Source organism: Methylobacterium sp. Ger2507 (assembly GCF_055231875.1).
Map to the genome: position 1 here is coordinate 325,294 of NZ_JBUYVC010000001.1, position 19,410 is coordinate 344,703.

The following is a 19,410-nucleotide window of genomic DNA, read 5'->3' on the forward strand; positions in this document are numbered from 1 at the left end:
ATGTGTCCTTCAAATTGTGTCAGTAGCCGCCGTGGAATTGCATGACTAGATGGCGGCGGTCGCCAATTCTCTAGCGCGATAAAACAGGGTGAGCGTTCAAACTAGAATCTCTCCGATGCTCCAGCACGCAGCAGCGACATGGCAACCTGATCCATCTCGCCACGATCACGGGTCGGATCGTCTGCGCTCCCAAGTGGGACATGGAGAATCATCCCTGCCCGGGCGCGGGTAAGAAGTACGCGATAGGCATTCAACCGGAAGCGGCGACGCTCTTCATCCTTGACCAAGACCCAGCGTGGCGCACTCATGCGTCTCGGCGTCCATCCCTCATTCCGCCAGATCAAGTCACCGCCCCAGGAGAGGCTGGCATAGTCAAGCTCGAGGCCTTGGCAACCAAACTCGCTCATTGGCACTTCGAGTGCGCCGGAACTGCGAAAGTCCCACCAGGGCTTGAGGAACCAGTGGGCGATCGGCGCTAGTTCGTTAGAGCGTGGGGTTGGAGGCAAACCGTCGCCGAGCAGTCGCACCGCGCCTGAACTGGCCAGCAGACCAACTGAGCGGCCACCTCGGCGGCGCTCGCGCAGCCAGGCCTTCGCGGTCGCAAGGTCACGACATAGGAAGGCCGGCGGCATGTCCATTCTTTCGGCGATTGCGGCAGCAGCATCAATGTCATTCGCGAGCAGCGCCGCGACCCACCGCCCTTGGAGCGGACTGCGATAGCTTCTGAGCGCGTTGGATAGATGAAGCCTAGGCTCGGGGCGCGCCGAGTTGAGCCGTGCATCCGCGCGTAGGCCCGGGCCCGCGATGTCAGCGCCACCAGCGAGCGCCTGAGGCGCGGCGACAATCGACCAACCATCGCCCCTTTGATGGGCATCGTCGAGCGCCTTGCCCCAAAGCGCCAAGCCGCCCTCACCGCGATTGATCTCCTGACCGGGCCCGACTAGGCAGATCAGGCAACTCCAGTCGAGCCGGCGGAGGATGTCGAGGAACAAGGCCGGCTCTGACCGTGGCCGGCCCATTAACTCCTGGCCGACCTTCTCGTCCCAAGCGCGCTGCGCCTCATCAAATATAATGACATGCTCGGGCGGCGGCGGCCCATCGGTATGCTCCTTTAGGAAGCCGAGCAGTCCTTGGATGGCAGCGCCTGCCTTATGGCGCGCATTTGTCATGCGCCCGCCATGACGCATTGCGTGGTCGGCGGCGAGCGCCTCCGTGAGGACATGGACGAGTGGCCGGTTGCCTGACAGCAGCGCCGCTAGCTGGCCGGAATCGCGGCTGCGAAGCGCAGCGTCGAGGCCAAGCAGCGTCTTGCCCGCGCCTGGCGCGCCGGTCACGAAGCAGATGAGATGCAAGCGGTCGCGCTCGGCCTCGCGCGCCAGCGCTTGAAGCGTGGATGCAGCTGACTGAAGTATCGCATCTTCCGCGTCGCCCCGCCCAACCTCGGCGATCTGATGCCCGGCGTACAGCGCGCGCGCAGCTTCGATAATGGTCGGCGTCGGACGGTAAGGCGACATGTCAAAAGCGGCAACGTCGATGACTTGAGCGGAGGGCACAAGCGACGCTAATTCGTCGATCACGCCGCGCAGGCCATGCGCGCCGGTTAACAGTGTGCGCATGACACCGTCGCACAAGATCGAAGCGCCAGGCGTGTCGCTCGCGCGCTCTGCACAGAGGATAGGCGCGATAAGCAGGGACTGGCTGACCAGGTGAAAATCCCGCAGCAGAAGCGCGTATCGCTCCACCTGCTCACGGTCGACGATATTGTGCCGCGACGCGCCAATCTTGAACTCGATGATTGCAGCGACGCCGGGTATTAGCAGCACCGCGTCAAGGCGCTTGCCGAGCCGGAGGAGCGGCGCCTCGAGCAGCACACCCCACTGCTCGGCTTTCTCGCCGCGCCCACTAAGAGCGTCGCGTAATATATCCAACTCGCGCTCCCAGGCGCGCATCTGCTCGGCCTCGGCCGCGGCGTGAAAGCCGACATGACGTATCGCCAGTTTACCGATGACCGCTATCGGGTCGGCTCTCAGCAGTTCGGCCACCGTGCCACGCCAAAAGGCACGAGAGGGCATATCAGGCTCGACAGGCCCGTTCATGCGCGCGCCAGCGCTGCGATCTCCGTCTGCCAATCTTCGGCCGGATTATATGCGGAGACGATCGCGGGAATCGTCAACTCGAAGGACAGGCTGTTAGGGACCACAAAGGTCTGCGCGACATCATCACGACGGAGTAGAAGCATCCTCGGATCAGAGACGTCGTAGAGCCGAGCGAAGGTGATGGCGTACCGCTGCTGATATGTGTTCAGCCCGCACATCATGTCATGATCATAACTCGGCGCGCTTGCACCACCATATAGCGCGACCAGGCTTAGAAATTGGGTCTGCTCGGCAGTCCGCACACCGCTGCCGTCCCCAAGAAGTGATAGTAAGTCGTCAATCAACTCCGGCAGGCTAAGCCCCCCGGTCAGTACGATCTGGAGGCCAAAGCTGAGCAGATGTACCGTCTCGAGGCTGCCATCGCCCAACGGCTGCGGCTCGAGTTGATGGAGTCCACTGAACGCGTGGCGCGAGGCAGCGCCAACAGTCGCCTTGACCTCAATACCGTGCCTGCCCAGCACGAAGTCGCGGCCAGGCGCCCACCCACGCCAACCGAGCAAGGCCCTACCGCGCTGACCTGGATCCACGGCGATTAGCACCGCTCGCAGGGTGTGGAGTTCCGCAATCAGTCCGAGGATCGTCTCGCTCGACAGCGCGCCCCGACGGATTGCGAGTTCGATGATTGGCTCCACCTCGTTAAAGGAGCGCTGGAGTGCATCGCTGCTCGATAGGTCCAGCCGACCGAGTTCGGTGGCAATGAGCGCCGCCATGGCCGCGAAATGCGCTGCGGGCCCAAGCAGCACTCGGCTTGCCTCGAATGGCGTCCCGCCATTCCGCGGCTCCCAGCGATCGTGAAGTAGGTTGTTCGCGACGAGCGGCAACGCAGCCTGCAGCGGCGGTCCCAGCAGAAAGATCTCGAACGCGCCGGTGGCGGTCATTGCCGCGCCTAATTGCCCCGGCACGACCCAAACGAGTTGGCGAGCCTCACCGGCCGGCACCGCGAGCGTGGAAAGTTCGTCCCGAAGAGCCTCGAAGCTTCGCATTGTTAGCGCCTGAGCGCCGCAATGTGATCCGGCCCACCATGTGGCAGCCCGAGACCCAGCGTCACCATATCCTCGCCACCCTGATCATCCTGAATCACATGGATGAGCACGAGCCCGGGATGGCCCCGCGGCCGCCAACTCTGTCCGCCCTGCAGCCGGGGAACCGGAGTGTTCTCATGGTAATGATAGTCGATAAGTTGATCTCCCAGATAGCTGCCCGCTCCATAACCGCGACTGCCCCATAGGGTGTTGAGCTGATCGAGAGCGCCGATGCCGCGCTCCATAGAGCCGATACCGGCCTCGCGCAGGACCTTGTCTGTGGCCGAGCCTGGCCCCGACCGGATTGCCAAATAGAAACGCGGCTTAACCCGAGCGTCGATTTGAGACCAGCGCACATCCGGCTTGTCGGTGGCATGGAAGCCCGGCGCATGAAGCCCATCGGACAAGGAACTCCATAAGCGCAGATATGCAGCTATCGCATAGGGGCAGCCTTGCGGCCGGATCGCATAAGGTTTGGCTGCGATGCCTGGTGGCCGAAACAAAGGCTCGGATAAGCCAAGCGCGTGCTGGAGGCTCACCCATCGCCGGCTCATTTCGTCATCGAGGGTCGGATCATGGCGCGTGTAGCGCAGCCGATCGAGCAGATCGGCCAGTTCAAGGGGGCCAACCGTGTCCTCGCGGATAAGACCGAGATTGCGCGTAGGATCAATTCCGATCCAGGAGCCGCTTCCAAGTAACTCGCGGACGATGTTGATATTGTTATCCGCAAACTTGGGATCAGCGCGCTCGACGAGCCGGATTTGCGGGCTGGGCCCTGGACTGAGCGGGACCTTGCGCGTCTCGACCTTACCTGTTGCAACAAAACTCTCGCCCTCGAGCACTAGCGTGCTCGCGTCAGCACCTCCATCGGGCATCGCCATGCGGCTCAGCACGATAGATTTTAACGTCTTGTCATGCTCATTATACTGTTTGAACAGCGCAAGCTGATCGCTGTGGAGGAAGACACGACAGAAGGGTAGGTGCGTCCCGCGATAGCCGAACCATCGTTGCATCTGCATCTGGGTGTCGGCCGCGGGCTCATTGCTGCTGCGCAGGAATAAGCTGGTCGTGAGCCCCTCTACGGTCAGACCGCGTGAGAGGATGTTACCGGCAACGAAGATCGTGAAGACGTCATTCGGCGCGCGCCAGCCAGTATTGTCGCGGGTCGCCTCGAAATTCGGTCGGTCGTCAGCGTTCGGATCGCTGTTGATGACACGCAGTTTAACATGGGGAAAGACCTCTTCCTCAAGAATCTGCTGTATCTCAGGCCACCGACTCTCACCCAGTTGTGGGAAGACACCATGCGGAAGGCCCGCCAGCACAAGACGTGTCTGCTCAAAGCTGGCGAGGCAAGCGCGCCACATGTCCTGTTCTATGACTAAACGCCGAGCCAAGCCTTCGGGATTGAGCTGCAAGATCGGCTTACCGCTTTCATCCTCAAGAATTTCAGCTGTCGCTTCCTGACCTGGCAGGCTAAGTGACCACCGAACGATATCCTCTGCCGCAAGAAAATGTTGGTCCTTACGGGCGGAAGGATGGAACATCATCGTGTGTGGGTGCGGCATCGCAGCCTTGAGAGTCTCAAGGTCATCGAAGACCGCGTCAGGCACGCTCGAGAAGCGCCGACCATCGAGCAGCAAGCGTGCAGCACCGGCGACAAGATAGTGCCGCATCGCATCCGAGATCATGTCCCAACGCGTCCGGGCGACCCGCTCAGCAAAGTCAGATGCCGGCTCTTGTAAGGCCTGTATAGGAAAAGGCGTCGTGACCGCGAGCGTGCCTGGCAAGGCCGCAAGTGCCTCATAGTAGAGATCGCCGCCGCAATAGAACCCAGGTAGCCCCTTTGGCTCTTGGTAGGTCAGTTGGCGTGGCTCGAGCGCGCCTGTCGCTCCGGGGACGCGCAGCGCAGCGCTGAAGTGCCGTGGTGCGAGCGGATTGTGCGATTCCTGAAGATAGTTAGCTTGAGGCGTTGCAGTGTAGGCGACATAGCTAGCCAGCAACTTAGTGTGACGGCTCGCCGATTGACGATGGCTACCGCTCCAGAGCGCCGCGATGAAGCGTGGCGTGATCTTTTCCGAGGTGGCGCTGTCGAGCACCGATGCATCGTCGGCCTCGTCGTCGAGGACCAGCATCGTTGTTGGACGGTCGCGGCTATCGAGTGTGTCATCCGGCAGCACCGAGTTCAACATGCGTGCCAGATGATTGAGGTGTTCGTCGAGTTTAGGGACCACAATAATGATGGGCAGGCCGTCATTGACTGCTAGGATTGCCTTAGAAGATTTCAGGTAGTTGGTTGGCCCAAGACGCTCAGCCTTCAGAACGGCCTCCGGCTGCGGTAGCAGCAGGCGAAAGTCGTCGCGCTCATAAGCGGTGTCGAGGGAGGTACCATCAAGTTGGTCGAGCACGCGCTGATAAGTCTGCAGCCACAATCCGACCCGAGTGCCGGCGAGTAGGATGATGATGTCGACACCGCGGTCGAGCGCCATGCTTGCCACTCCAAGCATGCTCGCGGTCTTGCCGGACTGAACTGAGCCAATCACTATTCCTGTACGAACGCCATCATCAGGCCAAGCCGCGCCGTCGCCTTCTTGCGGCAAAGCGCGGTCAACAATGTACCGCGCGTCAGCCTCAAGGACCGCCAGTGCAGCCTCGGAGAACTGGCGGGATGCCTGTGAACGGTACCCCTCCCACCAGCCATCGATCTGAGCGGCGGAAGCCGGCGCAACAGCGCGAATTGGCACAACAGTGACAGAGCCGGAAGGTAAGGTTTTAGCCATCAGTTGGAACATCTCGCAGTTCGGCGAGGATCCCGATCGCAGACGTTCCGAACTTCTCGGTAAGCGCCTTATCAGCCTCCTGCTGTGTTACCCCGAGGGTTTCGAGGATCGCGAGCAGCGAGCCCGCAATATGCTTCCACTGGGTCTTGTTTTGCGTGCTGGTTGGCGGCTTGCGCTCACTGGTGAGCTTGCGGACCGCAACCTGATTGTCGAGAAGTAATTGCTGTTTCTCGAGAATTACCAGCATCAAGCATGCTCCGATGCTTGCAACGGCGCCAAGTTCCTCCCAATTATCCTTCTCCTTTTTGCTCCGAAATTGCGGATGCCATGCTTTGCCCGCGCGAGTGTGCAATTCTATTGCGGCGACGAGCGCCGTGGCTAGCCCGGTGAGTACGTGTACCGATTTGAGCCGTGGTCGGCTCTCGATCGAGTCGAGGAAGCCATCGATGTGCGCTGCGGTTGAGGGAGCACGCAGTTGTCCAGCCGCGCCGGTTGGATGTAGCAGCGTCGCGATCATCCAAAGCAGTACTTTAGTTCGCCTGAAACGAGCGATGCTGAAGCCCATGTCGTTGATGACACGATGTGCGAATTTCGGGTTGACGCCGGCGTTAACCGCATACGGCGCCATCATCGGGTCGTCACGATCACCACCAATGAATAGCAACAGCTGAACAATCTTCAGGTGATTATATACCGCATTGCGAAGCTCTTCGGCATTGAGCTTTATCCCCTGCCTATTGTATATAGTAAATACCTTATGAATATCCCTAATATCTGTATTTTCGTATTTTAGAATTGGTATGCGATAAGGGGAAGCGCTGGACTCGAACAGTTTACGCACCGTGGATCTTTTCCCGCCGATACGGATCTCGACATCTTTAATCTCATCGTAGTATTTTCCCGAAACCGGCCGCAGCGGATCAGAGCTATTATAAGTTCGAGCCTTAAAAGGTAAATAATGCTTGCGGATGTCTTCAGGAGTAAGCGCATGTTTCTTCGCGAACTTGCGGAAATTAGTCCGCAAAAGCTCGCGGTCTTTCTTTGCTTTAGCGAAAGCTATTGCTTTGGGATGCGCACCGACGAAGCGCAGTAGAGAGGTGAGCCTCTGCTTTCCGTCAACAATCTGCAGCTTATCACTCTCAGCTATGCTGGCCAGGATGATTGAGGGCAACGGGATCCCACACAGAACAGACTCGATAAGCTTCTGCGCGTCGGGGTTCGACCAAATATATTCGCGCTGGTAGGGTGGATCGAGGTCGAGTTCATCAATCTCTGCATGCCCCACAAATTCGCTGATTGGCCAAGTGTCGACGGCCGCGTTGATGTTGCGCGGCTCGCTCGCCTCGGGTTCCTCCCACTCCTCTTCCCAGGTCGCGGTTGCAGCCACTAAGGTCGCCCCCTCCTCCATGGCTTCCGCCAGGTGAAGGCTGCGCTCGTCGGCCTTTGAGAGTCGTTCCTCTAGCGCCTGGACGCCAATTTCGGTGATCCGGATGACGCTATCAACGATAAGGTAAAGCGCTTGATCAGCGTTCGGCGCCAACTGGCTGAAGAGCGTCTCGGCTACCCTCGACTCATCATCGCTGGAGATGAGCATGTCCTCAAGCTTTAGCCAACCCTGAACGTCAACGACTCTCGCGAGCCAGCTATTGTCGTCGAACGCCACATCCTCGGGGGCGAACTCGCTCGGCGGTTGCGCCGTGACTGTCGTGGGCAATTGGGGGCGTTGCGAGAGGTTGCTCAGCAACCGCGCGATGTCGCCATATTCAATCTCGTCCAAAAATTCCCCCGTTCCCCGACTTCAGCGTGATGGCACGGGGCTACAGGTGCCGCGCGCGATATCTGAGTGCAACCTCTTTTCGCCTGCAGGCGGACGAAAATGTCCCTAGCTTGGCTGACGTGGATCGGAGAAGATGCTAGCGAGCGGCTCAGAGTGTCCGTGTCGCGTACAGGAAGGAAAAGGTGATTGCGCAAGCTCAGGTTTGTGGACCTATTTGCTGGGCTTGGCGGGTTTCACCTGGGCCTAAAGAGGCTCGGGCACGAATGCGTGCTCGCCTCTGAAGTCAATCCGGAGTTGCGTGATATATACAAGGCGAATTTCGGAATCGAGCCGCATGGCGACATCCGCGCGATCGATCCAAAAAGCCTACCGAAATTCGACATTCTTTGCGGTGGTTTCCCTTGTCAGCCTTTCTCAAAGGCCGGACCGCAGACAGGCCTGGCCTGTGAGCGCAATGGCGATCTTGCAAGCGTAGTTATCGAGTGGTTACGGACTTGCCGTCCAAGTTATGTAATTCTCGAGAATGTTGCCAATTTTGAACGTCATGACGACGGACGAACTTGGCGCTGGCTTGACCAGGAGTTGCGCCACGCAGGGTATCCGCTGGTGCAGAAGATGGTTCTTTCGCCGCACCGCTTTGGCATCCCCCAGATGCGCGAGAGGCTCTTTATCGTCGCTGCGCGTGATCCAGGAGTAGCATTCAGTTGGCCCGAACCATCAAACGAGCTCACCAGCATCCGGTCGGTGTTGCGCGCCGCCGAGCCGGGCTCGCGGATATCAACTAAGATCGAGCAAGCGATTGAGGTGTGGGCCGACTTCGTCCGCATGTATCCTAAAGGCGCTAAGAAACCATATTTCCCTATCTGGGCGGCGGAGTTCGGTGCAACCTATCCCTATCTGACCACGCCGCCTATGGCGGCCGCGGACGTCGCTCGGCGCGGCCGCGGAAGCTTTGGTGCGTCGCTTGTAGGTTTGGCTGACGATGCGCTTGAGGCGGCGCTTCCGCCTTATGCGCGGGGCACGAGCGCCTTCCCCGGCTGGAAGAAGGTGTTCATCGACCTCAATCGTCAACTCTATTCCGAGCATAGGAGTTGGATCGATCCGTGGGTGAAACGACTCGCGGGATATGATCATAGCTATCAAAAGTTCGAGTGGAACTTTGACGCCGACGTGGAGAATGTCTGGGAAAGTGTGATCCAGATGCGAGGGTCGGGGATCCGTGCCAAGTCGCCGCGTACCGCGCCTGCGCTAATCGCCTCGAGCACATCGCAGGTACCGATCATAGGCTGGGAACGTCGCTACATGACTGCACATGAATGCGCTCGGCTGCAAGACATGGGCAGCCTCGGAACGCTGCCACGTACCTTTACCGCCACGACCCGCGCGCTTGGCAACGCAGTCAACGCTCGTGTCGTCGAGCTCGTAGCCCGCCAATTAGTGGGCGAGGCGCCCCGTCTCTCCCTTGTTGTGAATGGCTAAAATGATTGATGACCTTCAGCGGGTGAGTATTCGCCCCGGCGTCAGCCTGCTGACGGTGCTGCCTCACCTGAACTACAAACCGTGGTACGCGCTCGCCGAGTTCGTCGACAACGCTATCCAATCTTATGAGGGCAATCGGACCGCGTTGCGTAAGTTAGAGGGTAAGGGCTGGAAACTCTCGATCGACATCGACATCGATACCGAACGCGGAGTGATTGTCGTGCGCGACAACGCAGCCGGAATCTCACGCGAGGCTTATGGCCGGGCGTTCCGACCCGCAGAAGCCCCCCCTGACGCCAGCGGCCTGTCTGAATTCGGGATGGGGATGAAGAGCGCGGCGGCCTGGCTGGCGCCCCGCTGGGTAGTGCGGACTTCAGGGCTCGGCGAGACGGTCGAGCGTACTGTATCATTCGACATTGCCTCGATCGTGGCCAACACAATCGAAGAGTTGGTGGTGGTAAGCACAGCGGCGCCCCGAGACAGCCATTTCACCGAGCTCGTTCTGTCCAGCATACGGCGCGCGCCGAAGAGCCGGACGATGAGCAAAATCAGGGATCATTTGTCGAGCCTCTATCGCAGCTTTATCGCACGAGGTGACGTGGTAATCACGCTCAATGGTGAGCCCTTAAGCTTTGAACAGCCTGAGGTTCTGGTTGCGCCGTACTGGCGGGACCCCGCCGGGCAACCCCGCGAATGGCGGACGCCGATCAAATTGAGCCTCACCGGCGGCAAGCGTGTCGAAGGCTGGGTCGCACTTCGGTCTAAAGGTTCTACCACGCGCGCGGGGTTCGCACTGCTGCGTCGTGGTCGTGTGATTGAGGGCAGCGCAGATGAGCCCTATCGGCCCCGCGAACTATTCGGCTCGTCCAATTCGTTCGTCTTCCAGCGGCTGTTCGGGGAACTCACGCTTATCGGCTTCTCAGTCAGCCACACCAAGGATGGCATTCGTTGGGACGAGAGCGAGGAAGAACTGATCGAAAAGGTCAAAGCTCAACTCGCGAGCGATGCCGTTCCGTTCCTTGATCAGGCTCAGAACTGGCGTTCGGGCGAGCAAGACCGCGCTGCCGCGGAAGGTGGGCCGCTGCTCCTGAAGACAGAGCCAACAAGTCTTGCGCGTCTGGCACGGCCGCGCAACGAGGCGCGGATCGGCGTTCAAGCTGCTCCGGCCGGCGATGAAAGCTCACGCCGCTTGACGATGACCTTGGGCGGTGACCAATGGGAGGTTGATGTCTCGCTCGATCAGGGCGGCAGCGAAGAGAACTGGCTCGAAGTGGCCGCAGCATCTGGCTCAGTTCCAGGCAAGCGCCACCTGGTGGTCCGCCTGTCCATGCGGCATCCCTTCTCGAGCAACTTCCTCGAGGAAACCGGTACAATAAATGAGGGCGTGATCAGGCTCGCTGTCGGCCTCGCTATTGCTGAGGCGATCGCACAGGACGACGGCGTGCGCTATTCCGGCAGAATTCGCAGCTCACTCAACGAATTGCTCCTCATGGGCCTGGCTGACCGCTGATGCATGTTAGCGCGTCCCTTACAAATTTTACCGCCCTTCATGCAGAAAAGATGTCACTTCGTCTTATCGTAGCAACAGCACGTCGCTCCTCCGCTGTGAGTAATTGCGCCCAGTCACTTGCGATCCATCTTTCTACTATCAAATTTGGCCTCCTCGCTGAGGAAACCTGAGGGTCCAATAAAAGGCTCGAGGTCGTAGTTCAATCTCAGATGCAGAATACTCGGATCGCACATTCATTCGAGCCGCAGATCCTTGGCACGCACATTCGCGATCTGATGAGTTGAAGGATTTCTGGGATTGCCGAGCAGGCATTTTGCACCCAGGTTCAAATTTACAAACTCTCTACCACCCTCCACTCTTTGTAAAAGGCAGGCGGCGGCCATGATGGCAGCAGTTGGGTACCTGCGGACCTCCACCAAAAAGCAAAACCTTGGGCTCGATGCACAGCGTGCTGCCATTCAGCAGTTCGCAGCTGCCTTAAGCTACGATGTCGTGACATGGTACAGCGAGCAGGAAAGCGGGAAGGGTTTCGACGCCCTCGATCGGCGTCCTCAACTTGCAGCAGCGCTATCCAAGGCGAAGCGGCTGCGCTGCCCCGTCCTGGTGAGTAAACTTGATAGGATTTCGAGGGACGTAGCCTTTATTTCTGGGCTCATGGCCCAACGGGTGCCCTTCATAGTAACGGAACTCGGGGTCGATACGGACCCCTTCCTGCTTCACATTTACGCCGCTCTTGCGCAGAAGGAGCGCTCACTGATCGCCAGCCGGACGCGCGACGCACTCCAGCGGAAGAAAGCGGCTGGCGCTGTTCTAGGCAACGTCATGAACCTCGCTGAAGCTTATAAGCGCGGAGCCGCCACTAATGCCCGAACTGCGGACAGCTTTGCGGCCAACGTGACGCCTGTTGTTCGCGAGATCATTGCGAGCGGTCGGATTACTCTCCAGGCCATCGCTGGAGCCCTTAATGACCGGGGAGTGCGAACGGCGCGCGGCGGGGACTGGCATGCCTCGACAGTGAAGAACCTAATGGCACGCAGTACACCCACGCCGCGGCCAGAATCGTGTTAATACACTGACACGGGCGAACGCATCAGGGGGCCGGTTGCCAAGCGATTGCAAACGTGAGGCAATTCGCACTGAGTCGTGTACGTTTTGAAGACGTCAATGCGCAAGGTTGCCGGACGAATGAGCGTCTGAACCCAAATACCTTGACCTTCCATGCAACAACTTGCGCCACGTCGCTAGCCAACATCTTTCGTGCTGCCGCTCCCGCCTATTGCGCAGTTCACCTGAAGCTCGCTGCGCCGAACGTGATGGCGGCGATCGCGCAGTGTCGCACGACTACCTGCGGCGGCCCTGTCTAGGGCTGCAATGTGCGGCCACTTACGCGTCGCCTACAGGTCCTGCCGCAACAAGCTGCGAATGGAGCAGCGGAGGGGCGTGGATAGCTAGCTATGGCGTACTCAGTCGGGGGCGAGAACGTCCTCGTCGAGTCCCGAGCCTTAATCTTCAATGCGTCTGCTCCGCACCAGCAGCCGATCGCTAGGAGGAAAGCGGTGAACGCGGCCATTCGCGTTCAGTTGCTCCAATCGACTCGCTGCCTCGGACGCAGTCAGCTTGAACCTTTGGCGCAGGACGCTCCCAATCACCGCGTACTCGTTGCGGAGGTTTGTTGCGAAGATTCCGGGGTCGTCGCTCCCGACGCAAACGGTGGGCCGGTTCGTGATCGTCGGCTCGCACAAGCCCAGCCAGCGGTAAAGGTGATGCTCGGCCATGCTGTCATAGAAGCTGATCCGCAGGTTGCTTGTCGGCAGCGTCTCTAGGACCACCCCGCGTTCGTTGATGAAACCGAGAGCGTAGTCCTGCAAGGCTGTAAGAGCTTTTTGCGAGATCTGCGCCGCCTCAACGTCGACGCGCTCGTTCGCCAGCTTTGGATCGAGGGCGTGCCGCCGGCTGAAGATTTCGTAGGCGGTCCCAGACCGGGCGACCATGTCCGCGATCAGGTGAAGCTCGGATGAGCGCTGCTCGTCCACGGCAGTTTCAGACAGGAACCGTGCTTCTCGAGCAACGGCCTCACTCGTAAGCACCTGGCCGCTTCTCAACAGGCTTCGTTCCACCGTCCGCACTTCGATCACATCTAGGCGGCGCAGCTCCCAGGCCCGATGAAGAAGATCTGGGCTTTGCTCCTGCCCGTAGAGGAACTCAGAGTGCTCAGCGATCAGGCGCTCAAGACGGAGCATATCCTGGGCATACCCCCCAACCGCGGCTAGCGAGCGGAAGGCGAAGACTGCGTCGTCCAGAACGTCAATACGGCTCAGAACCGCGCGCGGGGCTGTCCTAGACAGCCAGAGAGCTGGATCGATGCCAAGAGCCGTCGCGTGGCCGATACGATCACCGGAGCGAAGGTCCAGAAAAACGAGCGCCTCCATAACCGATCTGATGCCAGACAACAGGTGCCGAAAGTCCTCTCCGACGTGGAAGGTAGCATGGGGGATGCCCGAGCGACGTGCGAGGCGGAAGGCGGGCGCGAACGGTTCGGGCGGAGCGTGCAACTCGTTGGAAGCTCCGTCGATCCCCTGGAGCAGAGCTCTCACCGTAGCACTGCCCTTCCGGAGCATCTCCAGAACGCGGGCCTGCTCGTTGAGCCCGATTCGCAGGTCGCTATCGCGGCAGCGCCGGCTGCGGTCGTTGGCATCGATCGGACGACGCTTGATGAAGTGGGCGACGAGGGCGAACTCTGCATTCGCACGCCCCGACGCGCCGCATGGGGTGGTCCCGCAAGGACGGCCGAAGAGGCAGGGCGGCGGCGGGCCTCGCAGGTCGCGCTCCTGCCGATCGAACCGGCAGCCCCGGAATTCAAGATAGCCATCTACGATATCGGCGATGAGGGCCTGGGTCTTGGTTACGGTTGCTTTGGGCGCAAAACGGCCTTCCAGGTGCCGAAGCGTGTCGAACGGCTCCCGGCCATTCAACTGGCGGAAACGGGCAAGGTAGCGGCGCTCGATCCGTTCCCGAGTGCCGAGCATCGTGTACTTCTGAAATTGATCGAAGCCGATTTCGTCGACCTGCTGGACCGCAAGTCGCGCCAGTTGGGTGAGCACGAGGAGGTTAAAGTAGAGCCCTACCCCGATCGCCTGGTGCCCTGGGTCGCGCCGAAGGGCGGTGAGGCAGACGTAGAGGAAGGCCGCTTCTTCGATGATCTGCCGGTGCGGCGGCCCGCCGAACAGTACTTGGGCCGGATGCATGCTCAGCGGACTGCCCAGCGGGTGGGGCCAGTCGCCGTCCGAGAGGCCGAACTCTGCCGCTCGCAGCAAGGCTTCGAGCCCTGTCGCTAGTGGGTTCTTCTCCGCCTTTCCTCCGAGGTCGGGGGCAAGCTCCGCGACGAGGTGCCTGCGCACGCGCCGGGCGGCGCGAAGCCGTTGGTAGACGCCATAGGGCCCCAGCCCTGGCTCCAGTTGCTCGTAAAGTTCTAGAGACGGCTCTGGGCTCTTGCCTTGGGCCTCCTTAAGCTCGGCGTAGAACGCGACCGGCGCGCTGCAGGCTTCCGGCCAAAGCACGTCGAGTTCCGTGGAGCCGTTGAGGTGCATGTGCAACTCGTTCAGGCCCTCGCGGCTGACAAGGTCGTCGAGGCCGGGATCCGCGGCCCCGATGAGGGCCGTTTCACCAATCTCTCTTGCAAGGAACAGGCGCGGGTCCACGCCCGGGGTGGGCCCGCGCTCCTCGTTCACAAGGAATGCGACGATGACGGCTAGCGGAGAGAGGAACGGCAGAAGTTCGTGCCACTCCCCGAAAAGTTCGTAGCGCACGGCCACGTGCCCACCTCGCCGCTCTAAATAACGCTCGGCGAGGCTTCCGAGCACGATCCAGGGTAGGTCGCCGACGTGTTGGGCATCGCCGAGGCGATGCTCGAGGTAGCCCTTGTAGAAGTGGTCTGGCCGCCCAACATCGGACCGCCGTTCGGCGATGAAGATCCGCCGCCGCGTCTCCTGAATAGACGGAACCCGCCCGCGGCCAAGCATGGTTAAACCGTAGCTGTCGCTGAAACCGCGGCGGTAGATGAGAGCTGCCATGCGGATTAAGTGGACTTTTTGGGGCTGAGGGTGACAGTACTTTTCCTTGTTGTTACCCTTAAAGGCCTTCTTTCAGCCTGAAAATCCTCAGATAGAGACATCATTCTTTCCCCAGCTTCTGAAACTTTTGACTGGGACGATCTTGGGCTAACCGACGAAGCCTGAATAGGGACTGAGTTTAGAAGCAATTGCAGGCCTTCTAGCCTTACCTTACTGCCTCCAATTAGAAACTCAATTTCGAAATTGGGGATCTGTTTCGTCGCCGCCAAAACGGCCAATCTGTAGAGCTCAAATACCTCCTTATCTGCACTCCGGCGCGCACCGCGTTTGGCGAATTCATCTTCGCTGCTAGCAAGGTAATACCCCCACAACGGGCACGAAAAAAGTGCCTCAAAGAGGCGGACGTTCTGGTCATCCTTCACGCTCGGATTGTTTTTAAGCGTCTTCAATACCTCAAGAAGCGGTGCGCTGTTCTTAACTGGGTTATTCATCGCCTGAGCTTCCGGCGAGAGGCCCGAAGCGCGCACCGCCTCCAGCCCCACGGCATGTAGAAAGGCCGTGATGGATCGGTGAGTCAGCACTCCCAAATAGCGTGTTTCGCCAAGCTTGAGGTCGTTCGAAATCGCGTCGAACGCATAGGTAAACCTCGTCCACATGCGAGAGAGCGTGACGGGAGCGACCGTTATGGGCCTCTGCTCGATCTCAAGGCTTCTAAGCCATTCTGCGAGCAACTGGGCGAGCGGGATCGAGCTTGCGTCAGGTTTGCCGCCAGGGGAAGAGGCAGGTTTCGCGGCCGTCTCAGACAAGGCACCCTCGTCGGACGTTTGCTCATCAATCGAACTATCACCTCCGGAGAACGTCGTCGTAGGATAGCCTCCACGGCTCACGAGCGTGTTCATGATGCTCTTGACGGTATCCTCAGAGATACTCGGCTGTCTTGAACCGATCATCTCGGAAATGAAAGCGATGAGACGGAGGACAGAGAAGGCTCCATTCTCTGCTCCTTGGCCACTGACGATATGAAAAGCCGGCAGCATGGCGACGAAGCGTGCATCCTCGGTGAGGCCGGCCTCGAGGCTTTCAAGAGAGTTGGCGAGGATCGATTTGGATCCAGTTTCAGAAAGGAGTTGCGTCGGATAGCCTCCTTTGGCTTTTTTCAGAGCTTGGTGAAAGCCTACCAGCGGGGGCGGAAGCGCATTCAAGAGCCGACTCTCTTGGTCTGTCGCACCTGCGCGAAAAGCCTTCTTCAAAACAGCTCTGATGACCTCCGCTTTCGCCACTCCGTACAGTTGTAGAGCTGCAGCATCGCCGGGCATCGTGTTTTTAGCGAATACGATGGCGCTACTCAGCCGTATGCGGCGATCAACCTGACGGCCCCGGCCGGCTTCCCAGGCAGCCAGCCGGCTGACGAACTGGGTTGCCCGTTCCGCCATCCCGGCATTGACGTGCTCTAGCAAAGCGTGAAGGTCTCGCGTCCCGCTTTCGGGAGACCGATCCGATGCTTTCTGACGGCTCCAAACGACTTCACCTCGATCCAGCTTCTCGCGGATCGTCGAGATCCGAAGCCAGTAATCGACCATAGCGTGAGGCTGGTGGAGAAACAGTTCGACGAACTGAGCCGCGATCCGAATGCTAACGAAATCGATTTTCTCATCGACGCCGCCTGGATGGCAGCGTGACATCGCTAGCCAGAGATCAGCCTTTGAGGCCATCCACTCGCTCAATGCTCCCAGCACCCGGCCCGAGTTCGGATCCATAAGACCGTACTCGTCCAGATCGAGGCTCATTAGGGACGTCGACGCAACCTGTCTCAGCATGTCCAATGCGGCGGCTCTGGCTCGTTCAAACTCGCCACCAGAAGGCGTCTCCTTCGTGGAGACTAGGTCCCAGGCGCCTGCCATTACTTGCAGACCGCTCCGTATCGGAAGTCGGAGCACGGTCGCGCGGATCAGTTCCTGATCGGCGCTCGATCGAATACCGAGGAGCCGCTCTGCGAAGCGTCTGGAGGTATCGCGCTCTCTCGCCGGCCCCTGCGTCACCGACCGCGAGGCATGAAATTCCATTTCACTGCTCTGGTTCGCCAGATGCAGCAGTGGAGCAAGTTCTATCCGGTTCTCCGGGCGTACGATTTTTACGAGGTACTGGTCCTGCAGTACGTCTACCATCTTCACGAGTTGATCGGCGTACGAGCCTGATCCGCCCACCTCCTGCTCGATTCCGAAAACCTTCTGCTCGACGTCCAAGAAATCCTTCGTAATCTGCTTCCATTGCTGCTGGCGCACTAGCAAATTGTAGAGCCTGAGGTCGCCAGCGAGGATCACCTTTAGGTGCGGCGTCGCGAAGTACTTTCGGAGCGCCTCGAGGACCGGCCAGCCTTTATCGAAGGATGTGTCCACGTCGTCGATAGCAAGGACGAAGGCGTCCACCCCGATGAACGAGCAGGCTTCCCTGACGAAGTGGTGGAACGCCCGCTCGAATCCTCCGGCACTGCGCGCTTTGTCCAACCCGCGATCGAGCACGTAGTCGGCGTCCGCCCAGTCCTTGCCGTAAAGCGCGTCGTTTCCGATGCCGTCAAGAAGAGTAAGGCCGGCGGCCAACTCGCGCAGTGCCGTCTTGAAATCATCGTACGCGCCCTTCTTCGCGGCCTCGTTGCGGCGGTGCACATGATCCACCGCGACCTTGATTTTCTCGATGACAATGACGACGATATTCTGCTTCGTCTCGATGAGGGTCGGGTCAACGATCCCGAGGCTGTAGAGGGCCGCGAGCTTTTCGTCCGCCCTGCCTTCGGCCACAAACGGTTTGTAGGCCGATGCGCCTTTTTCGATGAGACGCAGGATATCGATCAGGAAGGTCGTCTTGCCGTCCCCTCGCCGTGCGCTCACTAGGATGGCCTCGTGGCGGCGGTTGGGCATAACATCGAGCGCGCGGGGCCGGGACTGGAAGCGGTCGTCCTGTTCGGGCTCCTCCCAGCCCGGCATCGCCGCGAGCTTACGCATGACCTGTCGCATAGCATCCTGTCGGATACCGATCTCTACGTTGACGCCGTTCGACTTTCCGTCGACAGATCCCGCCCAATCCAGATCGATCTCAATCTTACCCACCGGTCCCTCTTACGTCCGAACTCTCCGTTCAAGACGGTAGGTCGCCGTTGGGGGGATGTCGACCGTCAAGGTTGTTCCACAAACTTCTAGGTTTGCAGAGGATACCCAAATGCGATCGTGCGGACGTAGAGACAGTCATGAAATCCATCGAGGTCGGCTACCACACTCCAATCATCGGCGCTGAACCGGTAGAAAAACTGATCATGAGCCGTGTTCCTCGAACCCTCTGTTAGCCCTCTCCCGAGCGGCATAATCGAAAGCATGAACGCATCGCTCTGCTGCATGAGTCCCGAACTCAGGAACGTGGCATTATCACACGGCCGCCGTGAGGAATGGGGGGGCCGCAGTGCTCCCGATAGCGCCATGACGAGTTTTGCCGCGAAGATGTCGAGAGAGGATTTTAGCATCGACTCATCGGCCTTCATGACAGCCATACGCTTCAGGATCCCGGCTGCTCCGGCCCTAGGAGAGTTGGGAACGCAAGGGATCGAAGAACTCGCTGGATAAGCCGGGAGCCTTCACATCTTGTATGCTCTGTCAGCTCTGTGCCTTCACCGCTAGTTTGATCCTTTTGATCGTATCGAGGGCTCAGCAGCGCGATGAACCCCGCGACTAGATCAGTTTCGCTCGTTCCGTTGCCGCAGGCACAGCAACTGATGAAATCGAAAATACTTGATCGTAACTTCGCCTTGAACATTCGCCTTGGCGGCATGTACTCGGTCTCGAACTCATCCATATCGCGGCAAGAGCATTAGATGGAGCGGGCCTCACCAGCCAAGACCCCTGCTCTGATTGGGGTCTTCGCAACATAGAATCTCACTGCGGAAAACCGTCCCCGAATATCCGTCCATCAAATCAAGCGCAGGGCCTTATCGTGGTAGGTAATGTGAGCCAACCCCTTGATGTATAACACCTGCACACGCCAAAATACGATTCCCGTGCCCGCGCGTACGCGCACGCGAGGAAACAACTGGTAGTGACAGCCAAACGAATAGATGAAAGTCTTCTCTCAATCACTTTTCTTGAGAGGAAAACATGGCTGCTACTTGCTACACAGGATCATGGTTCGATCTCATGCCGCCCGGCCATGTGAGGATTGGGATCTCGGTTGGAACCCCACGGGGCCAGCATGCGGTTCCGAAAATCATGGCCTTGGCGCCGGGGAGATCGTGGTTCCGAACGGCTGGGACGGAGGAGTATCGAGCGCGATACGCCGCTCAGCTTTCCGCGCTCAATGCCTCGGAGATCGTGGCCCAGATCGATGATGTGGCTTCCGGTAAGATCCCTGTACTCGCATGCTTTGAGGCCCTGGGCTCAGGCGACTGGTGTCATCGCGGCTACGTCTCGGCTTGGCTCTGCTACCACCTTGGCCTGATCGTACCTGAGCTTACCGACCCATCCGGTTCTTACGGCGGCTCGCATCCAATGCTTCCAGCGGAGTATCGACGTCAACCTGAATGCAAAAGGCATTATGCTCAGCAGTTATCCATAACCTGACAATCAGTTTTGCACCCA

Annotated in this window: 9 protein-coding genes; 3 read left to right on the top strand and 6 right to left on the bottom strand. The window is 59.4% G+C overall.

The annotated features are described in order from the left end of the window. Nucleotides 1-101: 101 nt before the first annotated feature. From ACV7NL_RS01515 to ACV7NL_RS01530, 4 genes are read right to left on the bottom strand one after another with little or no spacing between them, the layout of a single operon-like run. The gene (locus ACV7NL_RS01515; RefSeq protein WP_463354731.1) at nucleotides 102-2,042 is read right to left on the bottom strand and encodes a DNA/RNA helicase domain-containing protein; all 1,941 of its coding nucleotides are present in this window, start codon (nucleotides 2,040-2,042) and stop codon (nucleotides 102-104) included. A 50-nt stretch (nucleotides 2,043-2,092) separates the two neighbouring features. Beyond that, nucleotides 2,093-3,139, bottom strand: a complete 1,047-nt coding sequence (locus ACV7NL_RS01520; RefSeq protein ID WP_463354732.1) for a PD-(D/E)XK motif protein — start codon at nucleotides 3,137-3,139, stop codon at nucleotides 2,093-2,095. Between the two features lie 2 nt (nucleotides 3,140-3,141). Continuing rightward, the gene (locus tag ACV7NL_RS01525) at nucleotides 3,142-5,967 is read right to left on the bottom strand and encodes a Z1 domain-containing protein (RefSeq protein WP_463354733.1); all 2,826 of its coding nucleotides are present in this window, start codon (nucleotides 5,965-5,967) and stop codon (nucleotides 3,142-3,144) included. Beyond that, on the bottom strand, nucleotides 5,948-7,732 hold the full coding sequence (locus ACV7NL_RS01530; protein ID WP_463354734.1) for a DUF262 domain-containing protein: 1,785 nt from the start codon (nucleotides 7,730-7,732) through the stop codon (nucleotides 5,948-5,950). The genes ACV7NL_RS01525 and ACV7NL_RS01530 overlap by 20 nt, the downstream gene beginning before the upstream one ends. 186 nt (nucleotides 7,733-7,918) lie before the next feature. Here ACV7NL_RS01530 and ACV7NL_RS01535 point away from each other — a divergent pair, with 186 nt between their 5' ends. The 3 genes from ACV7NL_RS01535 (at nucleotide 7,919) to ACV7NL_RS01545 (ending at nucleotide 11,789) form a co-directional block, all read left to right on the top strand. Then, nucleotides 7,919-9,211 carry a DNA cytosine methyltransferase gene (locus ACV7NL_RS01535; protein WP_463354735.1) on the top strand — a complete coding sequence of 431 codons (1,293 nt, stop codon included), beginning with the start codon at nucleotides 7,919-7,921 and terminating at the stop codon, nucleotides 9,209-9,211. Between the two features lies 1 nt (nucleotide 9,212). After that, nucleotides 9,213-10,721 (top strand): ATP-binding protein, encoded by a 1,509-nt coding sequence (locus tag ACV7NL_RS01540; protein ID WP_463354736.1) that lies wholly within the window; start codon nucleotides 9,213-9,215, stop codon nucleotides 10,719-10,721. A 381-nt stretch (nucleotides 10,722-11,102) separates the two neighbouring features. After that, nucleotides 11,103-11,789 carry a recombinase family protein gene (locus ACV7NL_RS01545; protein WP_463354737.1) on the top strand — a complete coding sequence of 229 codons (687 nt, stop codon included), beginning with the start codon at nucleotides 11,103-11,105 and terminating at the stop codon, nucleotides 11,787-11,789. A 434-nt stretch (nucleotides 11,790-12,223) separates the two neighbouring features. On the opposite strand, the gene ACV7NL_RS01550 is transcribed toward ACV7NL_RS01545, so the two are convergent. Both ACV7NL_RS01550 and ACV7NL_RS01555 read right to left on the bottom strand, forming a co-directional pair. Continuing rightward, nucleotides 12,224-14,791, bottom strand: coding sequence for a hypothetical protein (locus ACV7NL_RS01550; protein ID WP_463354738.1), 2,568 nt, complete (start codon nucleotides 14,789-14,791; stop codon nucleotides 12,224-12,226). A 5-nt stretch (nucleotides 14,792-14,796) separates the two neighbouring features. Beyond that, nucleotides 14,797-17,895 carry a hypothetical protein gene (locus tag ACV7NL_RS01555; protein WP_463354739.1) on the bottom strand — a complete coding sequence of 1,033 codons (3,099 nt, stop codon included), beginning with the start codon at nucleotides 17,893-17,895 and terminating at the stop codon, nucleotides 14,797-14,799. Nucleotides 17,896-19,410 lie beyond the last annotated feature (1,515 nt).